Origin of the sequence: Mesorhizobium sp. NPDC059025, from assembly GCF_042739655.1 — a bacterium.
Lineage (GTDB): Bacteria > Pseudomonadota > Alphaproteobacteria > Rhizobiales > Rhizobiaceae > Mesorhizobium.
The window spans coordinates 591,379-613,751 of the sequence record NZ_JBHYIM010000001.1 but is presented as its reverse complement, the minus strand read 5'-3'; the positions used below and the strand labels follow the sequence as shown (position 1 = coordinate 613,751).

General features: G+C 60.1%; 23 protein-coding genes. 9 read left to right on the top strand and 14 right to left on the bottom strand.

Features of this window, described 5'->3' with window-relative positions; genetic code table 11:
* The first annotated feature begins 73 nt into the window (after positions 1–73).
* Genes ACFWYE_RS02925 through rsmA form a run of 3 tightly spaced genes read left to right on the top strand, consistent with a single transcriptional unit; the run spans position 74 to position 2,867 of the window.
* Entirely contained in the window at positions 74–1,009 is a 936-nt protein-coding gene (locus ACFWYE_RS02925; protein WP_379070649.1) for a SurA N-terminal domain-containing protein, read from the top strand.
* 5 nt (positions 1,010–1,014) lie between these two features.
* The gene (pdxA, locus tag ACFWYE_RS02920) at positions 1,015–2,040 is read left to right on the top strand and encodes a 4-hydroxythreonine-4-phosphate dehydrogenase PdxA (protein ID WP_379109469.1); all 1,026 of its coding nucleotides are present in this window, start codon (positions 1,015–1,017) and stop codon (positions 2,038–2,040) included.
* On the top strand, positions 2,037–2,867 hold the full coding sequence (gene rsmA / locus ACFWYE_RS02915; RefSeq protein WP_379109467.1) for a 16S rRNA (adenine(1518)-N(6)/adenine(1519)-N(6))-dimethyltransferase RsmA: 831 nt from the start codon (positions 2,037–2,039) through the stop codon (positions 2,865–2,867). Before pdxA ends, rsmA begins: the two co-directional genes overlap by 4 nt.
* A 56-nt stretch (positions 2,868–2,923) precedes the next feature.
* Here rsmA and ACFWYE_RS02910 read toward each other — a convergent pair whose 3' ends face one another.
* The 8 genes from ACFWYE_RS02910 to fabD all read right to left on the bottom strand — a co-directional run bounded on the left by ACFWYE_RS02910 (position 2,924) and on the right by fabD (position 10,196).
* Positions 2,924–3,631, bottom strand: a complete 708-nt coding sequence (locus ACFWYE_RS02910) for a DNA helicase (RefSeq protein WP_379109465.1) — start codon at positions 3,629–3,631, stop codon at positions 2,924–2,926.
* Between the two features lie 200 nt (positions 3,632–3,831).
* The gene (gene gmk, locus ACFWYE_RS02905; RefSeq protein ID WP_379070642.1) at positions 3,832–4,485 is read right to left on the bottom strand and encodes a guanylate kinase; all 654 of its coding nucleotides are present in this window, start codon (positions 4,483–4,485) and stop codon (positions 3,832–3,834) included.
* 3 nt (positions 4,486–4,488) lie between these two features.
* Positions 4,489–5,379, bottom strand: a complete 891-nt coding sequence (locus tag ACFWYE_RS02900; protein WP_379109463.1) for a YicC/YloC family endoribonuclease — start codon at positions 5,377–5,379, stop codon at positions 4,489–4,491.
* Positions 5,380–5,403: 24 nt separating this feature from the next.
* The gene (mltG, locus tag ACFWYE_RS02895) at positions 5,404–6,612 is read right to left on the bottom strand and encodes an endolytic transglycosylase MltG (protein ID WP_379109461.1); all 1,209 of its coding nucleotides are present in this window, start codon (positions 6,610–6,612) and stop codon (positions 5,404–5,406) included.
* Positions 6,613–6,726: 114 nt separating this feature from the next.
* The gene (gene fabF / locus ACFWYE_RS02890) at positions 6,727–7,989 is read right to left on the bottom strand and encodes a beta-ketoacyl-ACP synthase II (protein WP_379109459.1); all 1,263 of its coding nucleotides are present in this window, start codon (positions 7,987–7,989) and stop codon (positions 6,727–6,729) included.
* 34 nt (positions 7,990–8,023) lie between these two features.
* Complete coding sequence (locus ACFWYE_RS02885; RefSeq protein WP_006203723.1) at positions 8,024–8,260, bottom strand: acyl carrier protein; 237 nt, start codon at positions 8,258–8,260, stop codon at positions 8,024–8,026.
* 205 nt (positions 8,261–8,465) lie between these two features.
* Entirely contained in the window at positions 8,466–9,203 is a 738-nt protein-coding gene (gene fabG / locus ACFWYE_RS02880) for a 3-oxoacyl-[acyl-carrier-protein] reductase (RefSeq protein WP_379070633.1), read from the bottom strand.
* Positions 9,204–9,254: 51 nt separating this feature from the next.
* The gene (fabD, locus tag ACFWYE_RS02875; protein WP_379109457.1) at positions 9,255–10,196 is read right to left on the bottom strand and encodes an ACP S-malonyltransferase; all 942 of its coding nucleotides are present in this window, start codon (positions 10,194–10,196) and stop codon (positions 9,255–9,257) included.
* A gap of 349 nt (positions 10,197–10,545) precedes the next feature.
* Here fabD and ACFWYE_RS02870 point away from each other — a divergent pair, with 349 nt between their 5' ends.
* On the top strand, positions 10,546–12,360 hold the full coding sequence (locus ACFWYE_RS02870) for an LTA synthase family protein (RefSeq protein WP_379109455.1): 1,815 nt from the start codon (positions 10,546–10,548) through the stop codon (positions 12,358–12,360).
* 153 nt (positions 12,361–12,513) lie between these two features.
* Positions 12,514–12,681 carry a 50S ribosomal protein L33 gene (rpmG, locus tag ACFWYE_RS02865; protein WP_040995604.1) on the top strand — a complete coding sequence of 56 codons (168 nt, stop codon included), beginning with the start codon at positions 12,514–12,516 and terminating at the stop codon, positions 12,679–12,681.
* Between the two features lie 403 nt (positions 12,682–13,084).
* Here the strand turns inward: rpmG and ACFWYE_RS02860 are convergent, their stop codons facing one another.
* Entirely contained in the window at positions 13,085–14,458 is a 1,374-nt protein-coding gene (locus ACFWYE_RS02860; RefSeq protein ID WP_379070625.1) for a PleD family two-component system response regulator, read from the bottom strand.
* A gap of 33 nt (positions 14,459–14,491) precedes the next feature.
* The gene (locus ACFWYE_RS02855; RefSeq protein WP_024926172.1) at positions 14,492–14,863 is read right to left on the bottom strand and encodes a response regulator; all 372 of its coding nucleotides are present in this window, start codon (positions 14,861–14,863) and stop codon (positions 14,492–14,494) included.
* Positions 14,864–15,104: 241 nt separating this feature from the next.
* On the opposite strand from ACFWYE_RS02855, the gene ACFWYE_RS02850 reads away from it, so the two are divergent.
* Both ACFWYE_RS02850 and ACFWYE_RS02845 read left to right on the top strand, forming a co-directional pair.
* Complete coding sequence (locus ACFWYE_RS02850) at positions 15,105–15,407, top strand: DUF3572 domain-containing protein (RefSeq protein WP_379070622.1); 303 nt, start codon at positions 15,105–15,107, stop codon at positions 15,405–15,407.
* The gene (locus tag ACFWYE_RS02845) at positions 15,404–16,057 is read left to right on the top strand and encodes a hypothetical protein (RefSeq protein ID WP_379109453.1); all 654 of its coding nucleotides are present in this window, start codon (positions 15,404–15,406) and stop codon (positions 16,055–16,057) included. The genes ACFWYE_RS02850 and ACFWYE_RS02845 overlap by 4 nt, the downstream gene beginning before the upstream one ends.
* 87 nt (positions 16,058–16,144) lie before the next feature.
* Here ACFWYE_RS02845 and ACFWYE_RS02840 read toward each other — a convergent pair whose 3' ends face one another.
* Positions 16,145–17,740, bottom strand: a complete 1,596-nt coding sequence (locus ACFWYE_RS02840) for a hypothetical protein (RefSeq protein ID WP_379109452.1) — start codon at positions 17,738–17,740, stop codon at positions 16,145–16,147.
* 163 nt (positions 17,741–17,903) lie between these two features.
* On the bottom strand, positions 17,904–18,479 hold the full coding sequence (locus ACFWYE_RS02835; protein ID WP_379109450.1) for a GNAT family N-acetyltransferase: 576 nt from the start codon (positions 18,477–18,479) through the stop codon (positions 17,904–17,906).
* A gap of 64 nt (positions 18,480–18,543) precedes the next feature.
* Here ACFWYE_RS02835 and ACFWYE_RS02830 point away from each other — a divergent pair, with 64 nt between their 5' ends.
* Together ACFWYE_RS02830 and ACFWYE_RS02825 are read left to right on the top strand one after the other, a co-directional pair.
* Positions 18,544–19,908: a DNA polymerase IV gene (locus ACFWYE_RS02830; protein ID WP_379109448.1), complete on the top strand. Its 1,365-nt coding sequence runs from the start codon at positions 18,544–18,546 to the stop codon at positions 19,906–19,908.
* 87 nt (positions 19,909–19,995) lie between these two features.
* On the top strand, positions 19,996–20,877 hold the full coding sequence (locus tag ACFWYE_RS02825) for a DMT family transporter (RefSeq protein WP_379109446.1): 882 nt from the start codon (positions 19,996–19,998) through the stop codon (positions 20,875–20,877).
* 103 nt (positions 20,878–20,980) lie between these two features.
* On the opposite strand, the gene ACFWYE_RS02820 is transcribed toward ACFWYE_RS02825, so the two are convergent.
* Positions 20,981–21,487, bottom strand: a complete 507-nt coding sequence (locus tag ACFWYE_RS02820; RefSeq protein WP_379070604.1) for a hypothetical protein — start codon at positions 21,485–21,487, stop codon at positions 20,981–20,983.
* Positions 21,488–21,560: 73 nt separating this feature from the next.
* Positions 21,561–22,367: a potassium channel family protein gene (locus ACFWYE_RS02815; RefSeq protein WP_379070601.1), complete on the bottom strand. Its 807-nt coding sequence runs from the start codon at positions 22,365–22,367 to the stop codon at positions 21,561–21,563.
* Positions 22,368–22,373 lie beyond the last annotated feature (6 nt).

The following is a 22,373-nucleotide window of genomic DNA, read 5'->3' as shown; positions in this document are numbered from 1 at the left end:
ATAGGACGGGCATGGGAAAATTGTATTCGGCTCAGTGATGAGCCGGAACCGAAATGGATTTGGAACAGAGACGATGAGGAAACAGCTCTTTTCCGCGAGCCTTGCACTTCTGGTTGCAGCCGCGGGTGTTTCGCTGACGGCGATGTCCCAACCGGCCTTTGCCAGCGAAATCAAATATGTCGTCAACAATGTCGCCATCACGACCGGCGACATCCAGCACCGCGCTGCTTTCCTGCGCCTGCAGAAGCGCAAGGGTGACGCTGCCGACGAAATGGTCGAGCAGACGCTTCGCCTCGCCGAGGCAAGACGCCTGGGCATCCGTATTTCCGACCAGCAGGTGAATGAAGCCTACGCGCGCTTTGCCTCCAACAACAAAATGCAGTTGGCGCAGCTTGATGGCGTCATGGACAAGTCGGGCGTCACCAAGCAGCATTTCAAGGATTTCATCCGCGCACAGATGGCCTGGAACCAGGCACTCAGCATGCGCTACCGTTCCGAGCAGGGCAGCGGCGGCCTGAGCGAACAGGACGCCGTGCGCAAGATGCTGCAGAAGGGCGGAAACAAGCCCTCAGCCACCGAATATCTGCTGCAGCAGATAATTTTCGTCGTGCCGGCCGCCGAGCGCGGCGCATTGATGGCCAAGCGCAAGCGCGAAGCCGAGGCCATGCGCGCACGCTTCAATGGATGCAACACGACGCGTGAATTCGCCAAGGGCCTGATAGACGTCACCGTCCGCGACCTCGGCCGTGTGCTTGCACCGCAGTTGCCGGCAGACTGGGCGGACCAGATCAAGGCAACAAAGGCCGGCGGCGCGACCAACGTGCGTGAAACGGACCGCGGCATAGAGTTCATCGGCATCTGCTCGGCGCGCGAAGTCTCGGACGACAAGACCGCTCAGTTGATGCTCCAGAACGAAGGCCTCGGCGGCAAGAAGGACGATGCCGCAGACGAGCTCAGCAAGAAATATGTCTCTGAGTTGAAGGCCAAGGCCGTCATCGTTCAGCGCTGACGGCTGTGCGCGAAACCAGACTTCCTCTCGCCTTGAGTGTGGGCGATCCGTCAGGAATCGGCCCGGAGATCGCGCTGGCTGCCTGGGAACGGCGCAAAGAATCAGGCGTTCCTGATTTCTACCTGCTTGCTGACCCGATTCTGCTGGCCGCACGCGGCCGTCGCGTCGGTGCCACTGCCACCATCGCCGAAACAACACCGGAAAAGGCAAATGCCGTTTTCCAGGATGCCTTGCCGGTCGTGCCGCTGGAAGCGAAGTTTCTCGATACCGCCGGTCATCCTGATCCGGTCAACGCAAAGGGTGTCATCGAGGCCATCGACCGTGCTGTTGCGGACTGCCTTGCTGGTCGTGCCGCCGGGGTTGTCACCTGCCCCATAGCCAAGAAGCCACTCTACGACGCCGGTTTCGGCTTTCCCGGCCATACGGAATATCTGGCACATCTGGCCACTCGCCACTCCGGTCGGACGGTAATGCCTGTCATGCTGCTGGCGGGGCCAGATCTGCGCACCGTTCCCGTCACGATCCATATGCCACTCGCGACGGTGCCGAAGGTGCTCACCACCGAGCTGATCGTGGAGACGGCTCGCATCACCGCGCGCGATCTGAAGGGCCGTTTCGGGATCGAAGCGCCGCGGCTTGCCATTGCGGGCCTCAATCCACATGCCGGCGAAGGCGGCTCCATGGGTAAGGAAGACCTGGAGATCGTTGCTCCAGCTGTCCAAGCACTGCGTTCCGCAGGCATCGATGCGCGCGGGCCGCTGCCTGCCGATACGCTTTTCCATCGACGCGCCCGAGCGGGCTACGACGTTGCGCTTTGCATGTACCACGACCAGGCCCTGATCCCGGCAAAGACGCTGGCTTTCGATGAAGCCGTTAATGTAACTCTTGGCTTACCGTTTGTTCGCACTTCACCAGACCATGGCACGGCCTTCGACATCGCGGGAAGCGGTATCGCACGACCGGATAGCTTGATTGCAGCGCTGAAACTGGCTGCGGAATTGGCCGGAAATGTCAGGAGCACGGACGCATGAGCGCCGACGGACTGCCGCCGCTTCGAGACGTCATCGAACGCCACGGCCTGCAGGCCAAGAAGGCGCTCGGTCAGAATTTTCTGCTCGACCTGAACCTGACAGGCAAGGTTGCGCGTACCGCGGGTGATCTGACCCAGTCGACAGTCATTGAGGTTGGCCCAGGGCCTGGAGGGCTGACACGCGCGCTGCTCCTGCATGGCGCACGCCGCGTGGTCGCCATTGAGCGTGATGAACGCTGCCTGGCGGCGCTTTCCGAGGTATCGGCCCACTATCCGGGACGGCTGGAAGTTATCTCGGGCGACGCGCTCAAGACCGATTTCTCGACCTTGGTGACCGACGGCCCGGTCAAGATTGTCGCCAACTTGCCTTACAACATCGGCACGGAGCTGCTCATTCGCTGGCTAATCGTCGACCGTTGGCCGCCTTTCTACCAATCAATGACGCTGATGTTCCAACGCGAAGTAGCCGAGCGTATCGTCGCAAAACCCAACTCCAGCGACTACGGCCGGCTGGGCGTATTGGCGGGCTGGCGAACAGAAGCGAAAATCGCGTTCGATGTGCCACCACAGGCATTCACGCCGCCTCCCAAGGTGACGTCGTCCGTTGTGCATATGACACCGCGCGAATCCCTTCTATCCGCGGATGTGAAGAAACTCGGCCGCGTTACGGAGGCGGCCTTTGGTCAGCGCCGGAAGATGCTGCGGCAAAGCCTTAAAAGCCTCGGCGGCGAGAAACTGCTGGAGCGGGCCGAAATCGATCCGACCCGCCGTGCCGAGACCCTTAGCGTCGAGGAGTTCGTACGTCTGACCAACTTGCTGGGTAGCTGAGCCTCACCACCGACGGCGCTGGCACACTCAAAGTCGGCCCTTCTGCGAACTCCAGCTCATGCAGTGAACTGGACATCTCCGTCATTCAGGAAACATGCCCTGTCGAACAGGCTGAGGTCCAAAGGGTTTGGCAGGCGAACGTCGCCAAGGTTCGGGAACGGCTTGTTCGCAGGGTCGTAGGAGCGGTCGATCTGGGAGATGAAGACAAAGATAAGCCCCTTGTCGCGAGCGAACGATCTCAGCTCACGGATCTGATCGACCAGATCCGGACTCTGGCGCTTCTGATCAAGCAATTGCAGGTAGTCGACCACCACAAGCGTGCCCCTGGGCGCCGCTTCGAGTGCGGTTATCATGTAACCAGCATCGATTGCATCAGAACCATCGAACTCGAACCGGTTGGCGAACTGGACTGGTTCAACGCCAAGAGCATGAAAGCGGCCGAGTATATCCTTCTGGGTGTATTCGAGCGAGAAAAATGCGCTGCGACGTCCGATCTTCATCGCTTCGATCGCCAATTCGAGGCTGAAGAGTGTCTTGCCCTGCCTTGGACGCGCGCCGACCAGAAGCAGATCACCAGGCTGCAACGAAGCGAGCAGCCTGGCGGCAGCAGGCACTTCCTGACGTTTGGACGCCAGCAAACTCCAGCTCACAAATCCCTCTTTGGCTGCGGTACGGTCAAGCGCGGCATGAAGAGGGATGTTCTCCTCGCGCGACAGCCGCTTGGCCTGTCGCTTCAATTGATAGGCCGGGACAGAGAGCTTCATTGAAAAACCTCCTATTGCGAGCTGGTTTCGCAATCCCTCCTTATGCGCGATGCTCGAACAGTTGGTTCGATGAGAATTGGCCCCGCATGAACAATGCTTCCCGAATGGAGGGCGGAGGCGCGGGCCAGTGCCATGCAAAAGCATAACAAGGCTTCGCTGAGTCGAGAACTGCCTCGATTTACATCGGCAGCCGAAATCCCTCAGACCGCCTCGTCCAGAAGACCTGATACGAAATCGAACAGTCCGGGCCGACGGTCGCGTCGCAGGCGCTCAGCGGCAACAATGGCGCGCACTTCCGTGAAGGCGCGGTCAAGATCGTCATTGACGATGACGAAATCATATTCCGTCCAGTGCTCGATCTCGGTACGCGCATTTTTCAAGCGCGTTTCGATGACCTGTTCCTGATCTTCCGCGCGGCGCTTCAATCGCGCCTTCAGCTCCTTCATTGAAGGTGGCAGGATAAAGATGGAGACGATGTCGCCCCGCATCTTCTCCTTCAGCTGTTTCGCTCCCTGCCAGTCTATGTCGAAGAGCATGTCGCGCCCTTCGGCCATCGCCCGCTCAGCGGCTTCACGCGGGGTCGCATAAAAGTTCCCGTGCACTTCCGCCCATTCGAGCAGCTCGTCATTGTCACGCAGCAGCTCGAACTCGCGACGCGGTCTGAAATGGTAGTGAATGCCGTCGATTTCGCTGCCGCGACGTGGACGCGTGGTCACGGAGACCGAGAGCTCGAAGCCTTGGTCACTTTCAATCAGATTTCGCGCAATCGTCGACTTGCCGGCACCCGAGGGCGACGACAGCACGAGCATCAGGCCCCGACGGCGGATGCGGGAACCGGTGTCCTTGACGGCCATCTGTTACTCCAGATTCTGGACCTGTTCGCGAAATTGGTCGACGACGGCCTTCAGTTCCAACCCTATTGCGGTAACTGCGGCTGCGTTCGACTTCGAACATAAAGTATTCGATTCGCGATTGAATTCCTGCGCCAGAAAGTCGAGCTTGCGACCGATGGAACCGCCAGCGGAAAGCAGCGCCCTTCCCGAGGCCACATGAGTCTTCAGCCGGTCAATCTCCTCGCGGATATCGGCTTTTGTAGCAAGAAACGCAGCCTCCATGTGAAGCCTGGTTTCATCCAGACCGGCACCGGTATCCATCAAAAGCCGAACCTGCTCGGCGATCCGCTCACGGATCGCCGCCGGTTGGCGCGATGAATCCGCTTCCGCACGAAGTGTCAGCGTTTCGATTGCATCAAGTTGACCGGAAAGCAGCGCGCGTAGCGCTTCACCCTCGCTCTGCCGCGCCATCACGAGACCGTCGAGGGCCTCCTCGAGCACCCGTCCGATCGCTGCGTCAAACGCCGCCCGTATCTCCTCGGTCTCGATCGTCTCGGGCACTTCCAGCACGCCACGCAGGGCCAGCAACCCATCAGCCGTAGCCGGCGCAGCACCAAACTGCTCCTGCAGCCGTTTCGCGAGGCCGGCGACATCCTTCAGAAAAGCTTCATTGACGACCGGCTGCACCGCCTGGCTGCTCGTTCGTCCCACGGTCAACGTCGCCTGGAAATTTCCGCGCGCAAAGCGTTTCTGCACCGCCTGACGAACGACCTGTTCAAGCCGATCATAGCCAGGCGGCAGCCGTAGTCTCGTCTCGACACTTTTGCCGTTGACGGACTTCACCTCCCAAGCGATGGCTGTGCCCTGATAATCAGCGGCCGCCCGCGCGAAGCCGGTCATGCTCTGCAGATTCATATCCCCACGCCCCCAAAAGCGCCCTTATTGGACCGTGTTTGTCCCGGTCGCACCACCATTGTTTGCGGGCTGCGTGGCGGTTCCAGCCTTGGCCGCTTCTTCGGCCTGCTTTTTCATCAAAGCGCGGTAGCGCGCCACGTTCTCGTTGTGGTCGTCAAGAGTTTCGGCAAACACATGCCCGCCATTGCCATCGGCAACGAAGTACAGGTCTTTGGTCTTCGACGGATTGGCCACGGCTTCAAGCGACGCACGCCCTGGATTGGCGATCGGCGTCGGCGGCAGACCATTGATCTGGTAGGTGTTGTAAGGGGTCTGCTTGTCGATGTCCGACTGGTAGATCGGCCGATCGCCGGGCTTGCCCTTGCCACCGAAGAGACCATAGATAATGGTCGGATCGGACTGCAACCGCATACCCTTGCCCAGACGGTTCAGGAACACGGCCGCCACCCGAGAACGCTCGTCGCTGCGGCCAGTTTCCTTCTCGACAATGGAGGCAAGCGTGACGAATTCCTCGACATTGGCCAATGGCAGATCCGTCGAACGACGCTTCCAGATCTCCTCGACCAGTTCCTTCTGATCGGCCAGAAGCTTGTCCACCATCTGCTGACGCGTGGCACCGCGCGTGAACCGCAACGTGTCGGTGGCAAGGCTGCCTTCCGGAGGCAGGGTGGCCGGCATGTCGCCGGTCAGCGCCTCCTCGGCGGCGACACGCTGGAACGCCTGTTGGACCGTTAGCCCCTCGGGGATGGTCAGCGAGTACATCACCGACTTGCCGCTCTTCAAAAGGTCCATGATCTCGCGCATCGAGGCGCGCGGTTTGATCTGATATTCGCCAGCCTTGAGCGCCTGGTCGTTGCCATAGGCACGCACGCCCAGGCGGAAGATGCGCGCGTCACTGATCAGGCCCCGCCGCTCCAGCTGATCGGCAATGTCCTGCACACCGCTGTTCGGCTTGACGAGGAAAGTGTCGCCGTTGGCCGACGGTCCCAGGCCGAAGAACTCCTGCCTGCCGAAATAGACCGCGCCGCCGGCGGCAATCACCGCCAGCATGACGCAGGAGACGAGGAAGTTCATGAAGACGATGATCTGGCTGCGCGATGCACGTGACCGCTTGGCGGGGGGCGGCGTGCCCACTTCCGGACGGAGCGCCTCACTCGCAGTCTTGGGGATGATCGGCGTGGTCTGCGCGGCGGCCTGGCTGACATCCTCGTTGTTCGTCGGAGCAGTGTTCATGGCGCCCTACCGTATGTCCCATCGACGAATCCCCCGACAGTAGCGGGGAATATGGCAAAAATGACGGATATGCCCGTCCCAAAGGCTGTCGGTAGATCGGCGAAAGCCGGTCAATCAGCCGTTATAGCGCTGGAAGACCAGCGATGCGTTGGTGCCGCCGAAGCCGAAGGAATTGGACAGCGCAACATCAATCTGCCGCTTGCGCGGCGTGTTTGGCACGAGATCGATAGCGGTCTCGCGCTCTGGATTGTCCAGATTGATTGTGGCCGGCGCGATGTTGTCGCGGATGGCGAGGATCGAAAAGATCGCTTCTGCAGCACCAGCAGCGCCGAGCAGGTGGCCGATCGACGATTTGGTGGACGACATCGAAACCTTCGAGGCGGCGTTTCCGACCAGGCGTTCAACGGCGCCGAGTTCGATCGTGTCAGCCATGGTCGAAGTGCCGTGCGCATTGATGTAGTCGATATCCGCCGCCGTCAGCTTCGAGCGTTTCAACGCAGCCGACATGCAGCGGAAAGCGCCGTCGCCATCCTCGGCCGGCGCAGTGATGTGATGTGCATCGCCAGTCAGGCCATAGCCGGTGACTTCTGCATAAATCTTGGCACCACGCGCCTTGGCGTGTTCCAACTCTTCCAGAACCACCACACCAGCGCCCTCGCCCATGACGAAACCGTCGCGGTCGCGATCATAGGGACGTGAAGCTTTTTCAGGCGTGTCGTTGCGTTCGGTGGAGAGTGCGCGGCAGGCTGCAAAACCGGCCAGCGACAGGCGCGTTACAGGGGCTTCGGCACCGCCGGCCACCATCACATCGGCGTCGCCGAACTGGATGAGCCGTGCGGCATCGCCGATCGCATGAGCGCCGGTCGAGCAGGCGGTGACCACTGCGTGGTTCGGACCCTTCAGACCATGTCGGATGGATACCTGACCGGAGACGAGGTTGATGATCTGTCCGGGGATGAAGAAGGGGCTGATGCGGCGAGGCCCCTTTTCCTGCAGAATAAGGGCGTTTTCGGCGATGCCTTCGATCCCACCAATGCCCGAACCGATCATCACGCCGGTCGCGCATTGCTCTTCGTGGGTTTTCGGTTGCCAGCCCGAATCCTTCAGCGCTTCGTCAGCGGCCGCGATCCCGTACAGGATGAACTCGCCGATCTTGCGCAATTCCTTGGGTTCGAGAACGGCCTCCGGATTGAAGGTGCCGTTCTCGCCATTGCCGCGCGGGATAACATGCGCGATCTTGCAGGCAAGGTCTTCGACTTCAAATTCGGTGACACGCTTGGCGGCACTACGGCCGCTCAGCAGTTCCCGCCAACCGTGCTCGACCCCAACGCCATATGGCGACAGCAGGCCGAGGCCCGTAACGACGACGCGCCTCATTCCAAGCCTTTCCCGAAGACCTATGCCGGAAAAATCAGGCCGAGGCCTTGTCGATGTACTTCACGGCGTCGCCGACCGTGAGGATGGTCTCTGCCGCGTCGTCCGGGATTTCTACGCCGAACTCTTCCTCGAACGCCATGACAAGCTCAACCGTGTCGAGGCTGTCCGCGCCGAGATCGTCGATGAAGGAGGCCTGCTCCGTCACTTTGTCGGCATCGACGCCCAGATGCTCGATAACGATCTTTTTGACGCGCTCTGCGGTGTCACTCATGTTGGCATCCTTCGTTCTATGATCTGTCTTCGTTAGCGGGCACAATGCCGCTAATCAAGCTGAAAGATAGGCCGGGCTTAAACACAATAAACAAGGCCGGCTATTGCCCGAACCGCCGGGTTGCGGGCCGCATTACACGAAAACGGCCCAGCATCCAAGGCGCGAGCATCGTTTTTCCAAAGCCGCGACAACTCGCGGCCGCGAGTTAGATCATCGCCATGCCGCCGTTGACGTGAATGGTCTGGCCCGTCACGTAGGATGCTTCCTCCGAAGCAAGATAGGCGACCGCCGATGCGACCTCGGCACCCGTTCCCATGCGCTTGGCGGGAATTGCGGCCATGATCGCTTCTTTCTGCTTGTCATTCAGCTTGTCGGTCATGGCCGATTCGATGAAACCTGGAGCAACGCAATTGACGGTAACGTTGCGTGTGGCGATCTCTTGCGCCAGCGATTTGGAAAAACCGATCATGCCGGCCTTGGAGGCACAATAATTGGCCTGCCCCGGATTGCCGGTGACGCCGACGACGGAGGTGATGTTGATGATGCGGCCGTAGCGGCGGCGCATCATCGGATGCGTCAATTCCCGCGTCAGGCGGAAGACGGCAGTCAGATTGACTTCGATCACACTGTCCCAGTCGGCATCCGACATACGCACGAACAGACCATCCTTGGTGATGCCTGCGTTGTTGACCAGGATATCGACGCCCTCGAGATCAGCCTCCGCCTTCTGGCCCAGCGCCTTGACCTCGTCGCGGTCGGACAGGTTCGCCGGGAAGAGCTTAACGCGATCGCCAAGTTCGCCGGCGAGTGCTTCCAGCTTTTCCACACGCGTGCCATGCAGGCCGACCGTCGCACCCTGCGCGTGAAGTATCCTGGCGATGGATTCGCCGATGCCACCCGAAGCTCCGGTGACGAGCGCCTTGCGGCCTGTCAGATCAAACATGTCTTGTCCCTTTCAAGCACACCCATCGCATGGATGGGGTCATCAGGTTGCTCAGGCCAGTGCGGCAATGGCTGCATCGACATCGGCAGGATTTCCCACCGAAGTCACAGCGATGTCACGGTTGATTCGACGCGCCAGGCCGGAAAGTACCTTGCCGGCACCGACTTCATAGAGCGTGGTCACGCCATTGGCAGCGAACCACTCCACCGTCTCGCGCCAGCGCACACGGCCAGTCACCTGCTCGACCAGCCGAGCCGCGATCGCATCGGGATCCTGAGTTGGCGAAACCGAGACATTCGAAATCACCGGAACAGCCGGCGCTTTCCTGGCGACATTGGCCAGGGCTTCGCGCATCGCTTCCGCCGCCGGCGCCATCAGCGCCGAATGGAACGGCGCCGACACTTGCAGCATCAGCGCTCGCTTGGCGCCCTTTTCCGTGCAGAGCCTGGCTGCGAGTTCGACAGCGGCCTTGGCGCCCGATATCACCAGTTGCCCACCACCGTTGTCGTTGGCAACCTGGCAGACGGATCCCTTGGCAGCTTCGGCACAGGCGGCTTCGACGTCGGGCTGCTCAAGGCCGATGATCGCCGCCATCGCACCTTCCCCGACCGGCACAGCCGACTGCATGGCATTGCCGCGAATGCGCAGGAGCCTTGCCGCATCGGCCACCGAGACGAAACCCGCGGCGGCAAGTGCCGAATACTCGCCCAGCGAATGGCCCGCGACATAGGCGACCTTTTCCTTCAAGGAAAAGCCACGCGCTTCGAGTGCTTTGACAGCAGCCAACGACACCGCCATCAGCGCTGGCTGCGCGTTTGCCGTCAGCGTCAGCGTCTCTTCTGGTCCATTCCAGATCAGAGCGGACAGCTTCTCCCCGAGCGCTTCGTCTACTTCTTCGAACACGCGACGGGCTTCAGGAAAAGCGTCTGCCAGATCCTTGCCCATGCCGACCGACTGGCTGCCCTGCCCCGGAAAGGTAAACGCGACCGCCATAACGAGCTCCAATTGCTTGATCTCGCCTGCCCTGTGCGCAAGGCCGGGCGACAAGTCAAGCCCGATGCAGCCTTCGCCTGCTGTGGCCAACAGTGCTTGGGAAGGCCAGGCGACGATCAATCATGATGAAAATCGAACACGATTCGTTTGCTGGCTCTTCTAAATTTCGCCACAGGCGCTAGCTTTTTGTGACATTTGAGTGACAGTTACGTGACGCTTTTGCAGTCGGGGGACTTGTAAGTTGGCGAAGGGATGGTCAGGGAGCGGCATGAACGCGCCAGAGCATAGACATGACACCGCCATACCCGGCTTGGAACCGGGTGAGAAAAGGCGTGCCGTGCGCTATTGCATGATGACATTGGTTGCGTCAGCCGTGCTGGTGTTCGCCATCGAGCTGATCTTTCGAGGTGATCTCGCCAGCACGTTCGGTTTCTTTCTTCAGCCGTCGAAGCCCGGCTGGACAACGGTCATCCTGTTCACGCTTATCCTGATTGGCATCGACGCGTTGCTCGGCCGCAATCATCAAAGCCTGATGATCTTCGCACCTTTGACCCTGGCGCTCGCCTTCGTCGGCCATCAAAAATCGCGCTACCTCGGCGATCCACTCTATCCGACAGATTTTCTTTACGTGCGCCAGATCATCGAATTGATGCCTCTGCTGGTAAAGGAACGGCCATGGACCGGTGTAGCGCTGGCGACCGGCATTGCCGGAACGCTGGCTTCGGTGGTGATGTTGTGGCGCATGTGGCGTCGTCGTGCACCGACCCTGCGCTACAGGGCGCGTCTCGCGCGCCTTGCCGTCGCAATCCCACTCCTCGCCTTCTTCGTCTCCATCATGGACTACGCGACCTTTTCATGGACGCGGGACCGCCTGCAGATCATCCCCATGATGTGGGACCAGAAGGAAAACTACAATTCCAACGGTTTCGCGCTCGCCTTCGCACTCAACGTGCCGATGGCACATGTCGGCGCACCCGCGGGTTATTCAGACAAGGCAATCGCGACCATCACGCGGCCTGAGGCGACCACGACAGTCCCGGAAGACAAGCCGGACATCATCATGGTGATGAGCGAATCCTTCTGGGATCCCACCATTCTGCCAGGCGTGTCGATCAAGCCAGATCCGCTGGGTGCTGTACGTCAGCTCCGTTCCGGGTCGATGCTGTCGCCAGAGTTCGGCGGCATGACCGCCAATGTCGAGTTCGAGGCACTGACCGGATTTTCCAACGCCTTCCTGCCGGCTGGGTCAATTCCCTATCAGCAATATGTGCGCGCTCCGGTGCCTTCACTCGCCACCTTCCTCAAGAGCGAGGGCTATTCCGCCAGGGCATTCCATCCGGGCACGAACTGGTTCTGGAATCGCACCGCGGTTTACGCCGATTTCGGCTTCGACGATTTCCAGTCGGAAGAGACCGCGCCTTTGGAAAAACGCGGACCGCTCGCTTCCGACGAGGCGATGACCGACCAGCTCATTTCCACCGCCGATGCTGCGGAGGAACCATTCTTCTATTTCGCCGTAAGCCTTCAGAATCACGGCCCCTATGAACCCAATCGCTACGCAGATGCTTCCCACACGGTTGAGGCGCCGATCAGCCAGTGGGCAAAGGATTCACTTCTGTCCTATGCGGAAGGCGCAGCTGATGCCGACCGCAACCTGAAACGCCTGATCGACTGGGCAGAAAAACGTGACCGTGCGACCGTAATCGTCTTCTTCGGCGATCACCTGCCGCCACTGGGCCCGGTCTACGTCGAAACGGGCTTCCTCAAGGACAATGTCGCGCCGCGCAGGGAAGCGCCCGATCAAATGAAGCTCCACCGTGAAACACCGCTGGTCGTCTGGTCGAACCGTACGGGTCTTGCCAAGGATATCGGCTCGGTCAGCCCTGCGTTCCTGCCTTATCACCTGCTCAAGGCCGCGGGCATCACGCACCCCTATTACACAGGCTTCCTCGGCGAAGTGAGCAGGCAATACAGTGCCATCGACCGTAACGTGCTGCTGGCCACCGACAGCGAAGCAACCATCGACTGGGCCAGACAAAAGCAGATCGAGCCACTGATCCGCGACTATCGCTACCTGCAATATGACATGATGTTCGGCAAGCGCTGGTCGGCTCGGGATTTCTTCCCCGAAACCATAAACCGTCTGGTTGCCCATACGAGCTGACGACCATCGGCGAGGCGATCACGACGGGCTGCAATGCCGCGCGGACTTGACTTTCCGGAAGCATTCTTTATGTGTCCGGCAAGTTTTCCGCGTCCGGGTGTTTTCCCCGTGTTCCAGCGGCTCGAACTCCAAGACAATTAACGGACGAACACCATGGCCAAAGCCGCTAACATCAAGATCAAGCTTCTGTCGACCGCCGATACCGGCTTCTTCTATGTGACGAGCAAGAACAGCCGCACGAAGACCGACAAGCTGTCGTTCCGCAAGTACGACCCGATCGCCAAGAAGCACGTCGAGTTCAAGGAAACCAAGATCAAGTAATCTGGTTCTCATTGGCACGCCGAAGCGCCGCCCCTGGGGCGGCGTTTTTGTTTGCGCCGGCATGCAAGACAAGCGCCCACTCTGCCCCGGAGCGTTGGCTCCAGGGCATGTCGGCTGTATGGCTATGAGGAATAAGGGGGCCGGTCGGCGGATGGCAGCGGTACGAGGAGGCCACTATATGCCAACGCCGGCCGGCCGACCCCACGGACCCAGGAGATGCGGCGGACCTGAGCATCATGGGGTATCAATGGAACATGCCGGTTTCGCCCCCGCACCGAACAGTTCCCCGTTAGCGGCTGCACATTTGCGCAAGCGCTGATGAAAAGCAATACTTTCTTAACCACGCATCGGAGATTCGCGCTGGTTAAGGTAAACGACTAGCGTAACCAGCAGAAGCAGCAGGCTAGGCAGCCTTTGCCACCACCCGATTGCGGCCGCTGTTCTTGGCTTCATAGAGCGCGACATCCGCCCTCTTGATCAGATCTTCCACTGTGTCGGAGCCTTTGAGCAAGGCCGAAACGCCGACGCTGATGGTAACTTCGGCGGTTTTGCCCTCACGCCCGATCGCAAAGGGCAAGCGGGCGATTTCAGCGCGTATGCGCTCGGCCACCTTTTCAGCGACGGCACCTTCGGTATCCGGCATCACGACCACGAACTCCTCGCCGCCGAAGCGACAGGCGAGATCGATGCCGCGCACGTTCTTGCGCAAGCGATGCGCGAATTCGCGCAGCACATCGTCGCCGCCGTCATGACCATAGGTATCGTTGATCGCTTTGAAACGATCGAGGTCGGTGATCATCATCGACAAAGGCCGGCGGCGCGCGACGGCCCGGTCGAAGAGTGTCTGCAGATGGCTGTCGAGATAGCGCCGATTATGCAGGCCGGTCAGACCATCCGTCACCGCCATCTCGATCGTCTGGGTCACCGAGGCCCGCAATTGATCATTGTAACGCTTGCGGCGGACCTGCGTGCGCAACCGCGCGGTCAACTCATGCGGATCGATCGGCCGGGTAAGATAGTCATTGATACCGAGTTCCAGTCCACGAATGACACGGTCCTCCTCGCCCTGGTCCGCCAGCAGCATGATCGGCACGAAGCGCGTGCGATCGAGCGAACGAAGCTGCGAGCAGAGCCGCAAAGGATCGAAATCAGTGAAATCCGTCGAAATCAGGATACATTCATATGGGCTTTCGGCGGCCTGGAAGAAACCGGCATGCGGATCCTTGGCCGCATCCAGCATTGCCTTGCCCCGCAACACCTTCTGAATGCGTTCCGTCGAGCTTTGGCGCTCGTCGATCAAGAGCACCTTCGGCTGCGATTCCTCGTCGGCCAGATTACGGCTCAGCAATTCCTCGATGCCTATGTTGCGGGTGGTGGAGGCGCGCAAACGCAATTCGTCGGTCAACATCTTCAGACGAACGAGGCTCTTCACGCGCGTCATCAGCTGCAGATCATTGACAGGCTTGGTCAGGAAATCATCCGCACCAGCCTCGAGCCCGCGCACCCGGTCGGTGATCTGGTCCAGCGCGGTAACCATCACAACAGGAATGTGCGAAGTGGCTGGATCGCTTTTCAGCCGGCGGCAAACCTCGAACCCGTCCATATCCGGCATCATTACGTCGAGCAGAACGACGTCGACCTTGCCGTTCTCGCAGGTTTCGATCGCATCCGGGCCACTCGTCGCCGTCAGCACTTCGAAATATTCGGCCAGCAGCCGAACTTCGAGCAGCTTCACATTGGCCGGCACGTCATCGACGACAAGGATACGGGCTGTCATCTCATGCGGCTCCGGATAAACATCGGGCAACCATCAGGCGTCACCCAGATAGGATTTCACAGTCTCGATGAAGCGTGGCACCGAGATCGGCTTGGAAATGTAGGCTTCACAGCCGCCCTGACGGATGCGCTCCTCATCCCCTTTCATGGCAAAGGCAGTGACGGCAATGACCGGAATGACATGCAATTCATCGTCTTCCTTCAGCCATTTGGTCACTTCGAGCCCTGAAACCTCGGGCAATTGGATGTCCATCAGGATCAGGTCGGGCCGGTGCTTGCGCGCCAGATCCAGCGCCTCCAGTCCGTTGCGGGTGCGCACGGTTTCGTAGCCGCTGGCCTCGATGAGGTCGCGAAAGAGCTTCATGTTAAGCTCGTTGTCTTCGACGATCATTACCTTCTTCGGCATAATTTCCCGCTCCGACGGCGCTCCCGCAAGGAAACCGTCGCATCGCGCTCCATGCAAAGAGCGCCCAAACCCGGTTTAACTTTAACGCGAGATGATTGACGAAACGCAAACCGGTGGTCCGAAATCCGATCGGCTTGCCTGCAACAAAACAACAACAACGCGACACAAGCCTTGCCCTCGGCAGTGCTTGTGACTACTTCCAGGCACAGACTCATCATCATTGCTGGAATCAAAGGTAGCGATGGCAGACGCAGCGTCAATGCGCGAACAGGCTGAGGCCCTGGCCATCAATGCGCTGGCTTTTGTTGCCGGCGACGCCGAACTCCTGCCGCGTTTCCTGGCGATCACCGGCATAGAAGCCAGTTCCGTCCGGCGTGCCGCCAGCGAACCCGGTTTTCTGGCTGGCGTGCTGCAGTTTGTTCTGGCGCATGAGCCGACCTTGATGCGCTTCTGCGAAGAAACCGGAACACCACCGGCATCGGTGAGCAAGGCGCTGCGCGCCCTGCCCCTCGGCAACCAAGACGACTATGAGCGTTCGACATGAGTGATGATCCCGAAACCGCCCGCCAGATCGCGGAGCTTGCGAGCGACGACCGGCCGCTTCTGGTACTCGATGTCGACGATGTGATCCTTGAATTCATCCGGCCGTTTCCGCGGTTTCTGGAAGTTCGCGGCTATGACCTGACCTTCGCCTCGTTCCGCCTGACCGGCAATGTCGCGGAGAAGGCCACCGGGCGGGTAGCGGAACAGCATGAAGTGCATACGCTGCTCGACGATTTTTTCGCCGGCCAGGCAGAGTGGCAATATCTGGCTGAAGGCGCAGCCGATACGCTGCGTGCGCTGGAGGACAAGGCCGAAATCGTACTTCTGACGGCAATGCCGCACAAGCATCGCTCGGCCCGGCGCGCGCATCTTGATCAGCTTGGGCTTCGCTATCCACTGCTAACCACCGAGATGGCCAAAGGGCCGGCCGTGGCAAAGCTGCGCGGCGACAAAGGACGTCCGGTCGCCTTTGTCGATGACCAGCCCAACAACCTGATTTCGGCGCGAGGTTCGGTCACCGACGCGCATCTGTTTCATCTGATGGCGGACAACTCGTTGCGTGCTTTCCTGCCGCCATTGCCCGATGATCTGATCGTGGTACAGGACTGGCATGAAGCCGCACCGAAAATTGCGCGAGCGCTAGGCCTTTAGACTAGGCATTTGGAAAAGATCGTCGCGAAGAAAAAAGCCCCGCTGGAGTCCAGCGGGGCTTTTTAATGTGGTCGGCCGGCTCTCGATCTACTGCTGAGGTGCCTGCTCCTCGCCGGCTCCTTCTTCCGCAGGCTCCGTGGCATCCGGAGCCGGGTCAGTGCCTTCCTCCAGAGTAGCATCGTCACCGCTGTCTTCGGCAGGATCGACGAGCGGATCGGGGCCCTTGACGGTAACGCCATTGACCACGACGCTGCCATCCGATTTGCCGTTCAGCACCCATTCAATGCGACCGTCCGGCAACGTCTTGGCAAATCCCTTGATTGCCAACGCCGCTGCAACCGCATTGGTGGCGTCCGGCGTCGTCTTGGCCGCTTCCTGCAGCGTTTCGACGATTTTGTCGTAACCCGACACTGTAACCGTCATATCCACATCCGGCTTCTTGGTCGGATCCGGCTTGTCGAACGGGAAGCGAACCTCACCCTTGAAGGCAACCTCGGTGTCCTTGTTCTTGATGATGCTTGGCTCGATCAGCACCTTCGGTGATTTGGCCAGGAACTCCGCGCCGATCTTGTCGCCGAAATCGGCCGGCAATGACGGCTCCTTGTTCAGGTCGAACGTGTCGATCGCCTTCCTGGCCATGGTGTCCAGATCAAGATTGGCGCCGCCGAAGTTGAGTTCGACGTCAGTCGGCAACAACGAGACACTCCAAGCCGGCAGCATCTGGGCGGCGACTGCAGGAACGCTGAGGCCGCTGGCCTTGAGGCCGTAGCTCAACTTGCCGTTCTGGCTGACACCATCGGCGCCGAATTTTGCGACCAATTCGGTCATGCCGAATTCGCCGACCGGCGTACCGACTTTGAAATCCTTGAAATTATAGGCGCCATCGAAGCGCTGCCAGACAGGCAACGCAGCGAGAAGCAAGGTCTTCAACTCGGCCTGATTGGCCTTGACCTTCGCTTCGTCCTGATTGGCGACACCGAAGGCAGCAAGATCCAGCATCGCGCGGCTGCGCAGCCCCTTGGCAGTCGCGTCCACCGCGAAGCTTGGCGAATGGAAGGTGAGCGGCACCTTCAAACCGCTTTCGGGATCATCGATCGTGACCGTTTCGCTGAAATCAGCCACGGTCTGGTTCATCGCGAAATCGACACCACCATCCGCGGCCTTTGCGCCGGTTCCTGTCATCGTGGCTGCACCGGCGCTGGCCTGCAAACTCGACTTCGGATCCTTTGACGCCATGGTCATGCCGGCCATCGACGACGTCATGCTGGTGAATGCTGCCAGGGCGGGATCATAAAGACCGGAGAATTTGCCGTCCTTGATCTCGATCTCGGTACTCTGCTGTCCTTCCGGAGTTTTCACCTCGAACGTTGCCTTGGCCGGCAGGGCGCTTGATACATCCCAGTTGCCGTCAGAGCGCGGCTTCACGGCAAGTACATAGGACGGCACGTCGAATTTGACGAAATCCTGCTTGGGAAACGCATTCACCAATGCCTTGAAATCGATGGTGAGTTGATAGGCATCGTCCTTCGGCTCGACCTTGATCACGCCCTTCTCGAAAGCCTGGTTGCCGAAATAGCGGGCGATATCCTTCTGGACCTGGGCTGCGCCCTGGCTATCGATGCCCTGGCCAAAAGCCGGGGCGCAGATCGCCAAGGCTGAAACAGTCGTCAATATGCGGCGCACGTATTTGTCTCCACTCTTATTCAGGCAACGGAAAAACCCGCCTTACTCAGCCTCTTCGTAGGAAATTACCGCCACAACCACAAGGAGACATGACAGTCCGCACCAATTGGAAGTGCTTCGAAACAGGCGGAACCGCGGATCATGAACCTCGCATTGGTACAAGCTAAAGGACCAGCCGCATCAATGGGCGTCCCGCCTTGCGCTCGACAAGTCGCTTGAAGCCGGCCTGCTCGAAGACCCGGGATGAGCCGACGAAGAGGCCAAGCGAGCGCGAATCGCGCGAGAGATCGATCGGACAGGCCTCGATCTGCCGTGCACCGTTTTTGCGGGCGAAGTCTATCCCACCCGAAACGAGCCGGTGCGTCAGCCCTTGCCCACGCGCTTTCACGCGGATGAAAAAGCATGAAATCGCCCAAACGCCGGGGTCTTCCGCGTCCGATGGGTCGACCGGTGCGGATCCCCGCCCCTTGTTGTTCCACTCGGGTACGTCGACGCGTGGCCCGATCTGCATCCACCCTTGCGCAGTGCCATCTTCCATTGCCAGCAATCCGGGCGGCGGTCCGGCCTCGATGCGTTCCCTTATGTGATCCTTGTTGCTCTGCCGGTTGCTTGCCCGGCGCACGGCCGGCGGTAACCTGAAATGCGTGCACCAGCAGCCATAACAAGCACCCTGCTTGCCGAACAGATCTTCGAACTGAGGCCAGAAATCTGGCGTCAAGGCGTGGATTTCGATGTTCATGACCTGTCCTTCCGGTCGCCTTGCATGGCCCGGCCGTGTAGACTAATTTGCACTTGTTCTCTTTATGTTCGCAGCGATGGCGACACCTGTCAACGATCCCGAGCACGGTTTCTGTCGAGACTGCCTGACGCTCCAGCGCGGAAGAATGACGCGGTGCGAACGTTGCGGCAGCCCTCGCATCGTTCGTCATCCGGAACTCCACCGGCTGCACATCGCGCATATTGACTGCGACGCTTTCTACGCTGCCGTTGAAAAACGCGATAATCCGGCTTTGCGCGACAAGCCGGTGATCATCGGCGGCGGCAAACGCGGCGTCGTGTCGACGGCCTGCTACATCGCCCGCATCCAGGGCGTACGCTCGGCGATGCCGATGTTCAAGGCACTCGAGGCCTGCCCGGAAGCGGTCGTCATCAAGCCGGACATGGAGAAATATGTGCGCGTTGGACGCGAGGTCCGCGCCATGATGCTCGCTCTGACCCCGCAGGTCGAGCCGATCTCCATCGACGAAGCCTTCCTCGACCTTGCCGGCACCGAGAAGCTGCATGGCCTGCCACCTGCCATGGTGTTGGCGCGCTTCTCGCAGGCGGTCGAAAAAGAAATCGGAATTACCGTTTCGGCCGGCCTGTCCTATTGCAAGTTCCTGGCAAAGATCGCTTCTGATTTCCGCAAGCCTCGTGGCTTTGCGGTGATCGGCAGGGAAGAGGCCGTATCCTTCCTGGCCGAGCAGCCGGTGACGATGATCTGGGGTGTCGGCAAGGCATTCGCCGAGGTTCTGGCGCGCGACGGGATCCGCATGATCTCACAGTTGCAGAAGCTGGAACGCGGCGACCTGATGGGCCGCTACGGCGTCATGGGCGATCGGCTCTATCGTCTGTCGCGCGGCCAGGACGATCGCCGTGTCGAGCCTGATCAAGACGCAAAGAGTGTCTCTGCCGAGACAACATTCGAGACAGACATTGCCACGATGGATGACCTCGTGCCGGTGCTGCGCGCGCTCTCCGAAAAAGTATCGGCACGTCTGAAGAAAGCCGGCATTGCGGGCCGCACGATCGTGCTCAAGCTCAAGAGCCACGACTTCAAGATCCGCACCCGCAATCGCCAGCTTGGCGACCCGACCCGGCTCGCCGACCGCATCTTCTCGACTGGGCTCGACCTGTTGCGCCGAGAAACCGACGGCACCAGATACCGGCTGCTTGGCATCGGCGTCAGCGATCTCTCGGACGACGAAAAGGCCGATCCGCCGGATCTGGTCGACGTGCAGTCACGCAAGCGCGCCATGGCAGAAAACGCCATCGACGCTTTGCGCGACAAATTCGGCCGCAAGGCCGTGGAGACCGGCTACACTTTCGGCAAGGGTCATCGCGGCCGCCCTGCCCGTCCGGACGAGGATGAAGGCCCCGAAGTCCAGCATCCCTGGGAGCGCATCTGAAATCGCCAGGACCTCCGGTCCGTTGGCTCATGAGAAAGGCGCGGCTAGTGATTGTGGCATGGCTATCGTTCTGCCAGACACGAGATCATGGCACCCGCTCCATCGATCCCAAAAGCCGCATTCTGGATGGCGTTGTCGATCGCGTCCTTCCTGCTGATGTCGGTTGCAGGGCGCATGACGACCAGCGTGCTCAGTGTCTTCCAGGTTCTGGAACTGCGCTCGGTCATCGGCTGGTTCATCCTGCTGCCGCTGGTGATGGCACGAGGCGGCTTTGCTGCCATGGCGTCGCGGCGGCTGCCGCTGCATATCGCACGCAACATGGTCCACTATGTCGGCCAGGGTGCCTGGCTCTATGCCTTGACGCTGATTCCGCTGGGCGTGCTGGTTTCCATCGAATTCACCACGCCGATCTGGACCGCGCTGCTGGCAGTGCTTTTTCTTGGCGAAAGACTGAACAGGTTTCGCATTGTCTCGATCGTGCTCGGCCTGATCGGTGTCATCATCATCGTGCGGCCAAGTGCCGGTTCGATTGAAACGGGCCACCTGATCGTCCTGGGTGCAGCGATGTGCTTCGGCGCCTCGGTGGTGATGGTCAAGGCGCTCACCCGCACCGACAGCGTTGTGCGCATCATCTTCTGGATGCTGGTGGTGCAATCGGTGCTGGGACTGATCCCCGCTTTCATCGAATGGCGCAACCCGCCGCTCGAACTCTGGCCTTGGCTGTTTGTCATCGGCTTTACCGGCATGTCCTCGCATTTCTGCATGGCGCGCGCACTGACCTACGCGGACGCTACCTTGATCTCCCCGATGGATTTCCTGCGTGTGCCGTTGTCGGCGCTGATCGGATGGCTGCTCTACAAGGAGCAGATCGACGTCTTTACAGCTGGTGGCGCAGCACTCATCCTGATGGGCAATCTGCTCAACCTGCCGCGTCGTTCTGCAAAACTGGCTGCGGCGACGGCAGACTGACCGGGAGGAATTCCAGGAAAAGTGTGTAGCGGTTTTCCGTTCGCAATTGCGTCGAAGCAAAAATTAGAGCGTCCGCGTCCCGGGAAAACGGAACACTCCAAAGTCAGTTACGCTTCAGGTCTACCTGGGCGGTGATCACCGACTTGCCGGTCGTCGCATCCTTGTCGATGGTGACAATGCGCATGGCATTCTGACCAAGTTTCTCGACACGCATCTCGGCGTCGCGGTCGCCGTTCACCGGCTTGGCCCAGCGGATCCCGAGATTGAGCACATCTCCTCGCCGTCGGCCGGATAACGCAGCAGGTCCGGTCCTCGAGCCGATGTAAGTGCCTCCATAGCGCTGTCCCTCGGCTTTCAGCCGCACGCCAATGCTGCGTGAGATGAGCACCATGCCCTGGCAATTGCCATCGAGTGCAAGTGTGGCGCTGCTTGCCTTGGCGGCGAAGGAACAGGAAACACTGACCGCCGGCGCCTTGGTGTTGACACGGAAACTGCCATTGCCGCTCCACTTGCCAGCCATCGAGGCAAAGAAGCCCGGTTCGGCGGCGCGTGTCGGTTGCACGAGAAGCAAGGTTGCCAGCGCGGCGGTCATGCAAAGGCGGATCGGCATTCGTTCTTCCCCTCGAATCACGCGAATCCTTGCGTCGCTTTTCGACGCGGTCTGTTTCAGTTTTGTGTCGACGTTATCTGTCGCCCTCATCCGGAATGTTAAGGATGTGACCGCAAGCCTTGCAATGCACGGCATCGGGTTCATGGCGCTGCAAGCCGCATTGCGGGCATGGAAACAGCACCTTGGCGGGGCGGAACACGGCCTGGGCCAAGCGCACGAACAGCGAGATGCCGGTGATCATGGTGACGATGGCCGTGAGCTTGCCGGCAACGCCGGGCAGCACGATATCGCCGAATCCTGTTGTCGTCACCGTTGCGACGGTGAAGTAGAGCGCGTCGACATAACCGACAAGACCGGAACCTTGCCGGAAGAAGAACGTATAGACGAAGCCTGTGATCACGAACAGGAAGGTCAGCAGGTTGATGACCGCCTGCGTGGTCTCACGCCACGCCAGGAATCGGCCCGAACCAAAATGCCGCCACAGAACGCCACTGCGCGACAGCGACCAAAGTCGCAGGATGCGCAGGAAGCTGAGATTGGCGAGCGCTGTCGGAAACAACAAGGTGAGCAGGACAAAGACGTCGACCCAGCTCGTCGGCTGCCGCATCAGGCGCAGCATATCTGTCGAAGCAAGCAGTCGCGCCAGCAGATCGGCAGCGACGATGACAGCCACGGTATAATCCAGCCACAGGAAGGATGCCGTGTTCTGCAGCAGCGGCGTGGCGATAAAAAAAGCGATGACGAGGAGATCGATCAGGACCACCATCGCCTGGAAGCGGACGGCTTCCGGCGAGCGGCCATGATAAAGCCGGCGCAAGCGGTCTCGCAGTCTCGCCACGGAAGAGCCGTTGGTGATGTCGGGCTTCGCTTCAGCTGCCATTGCTAT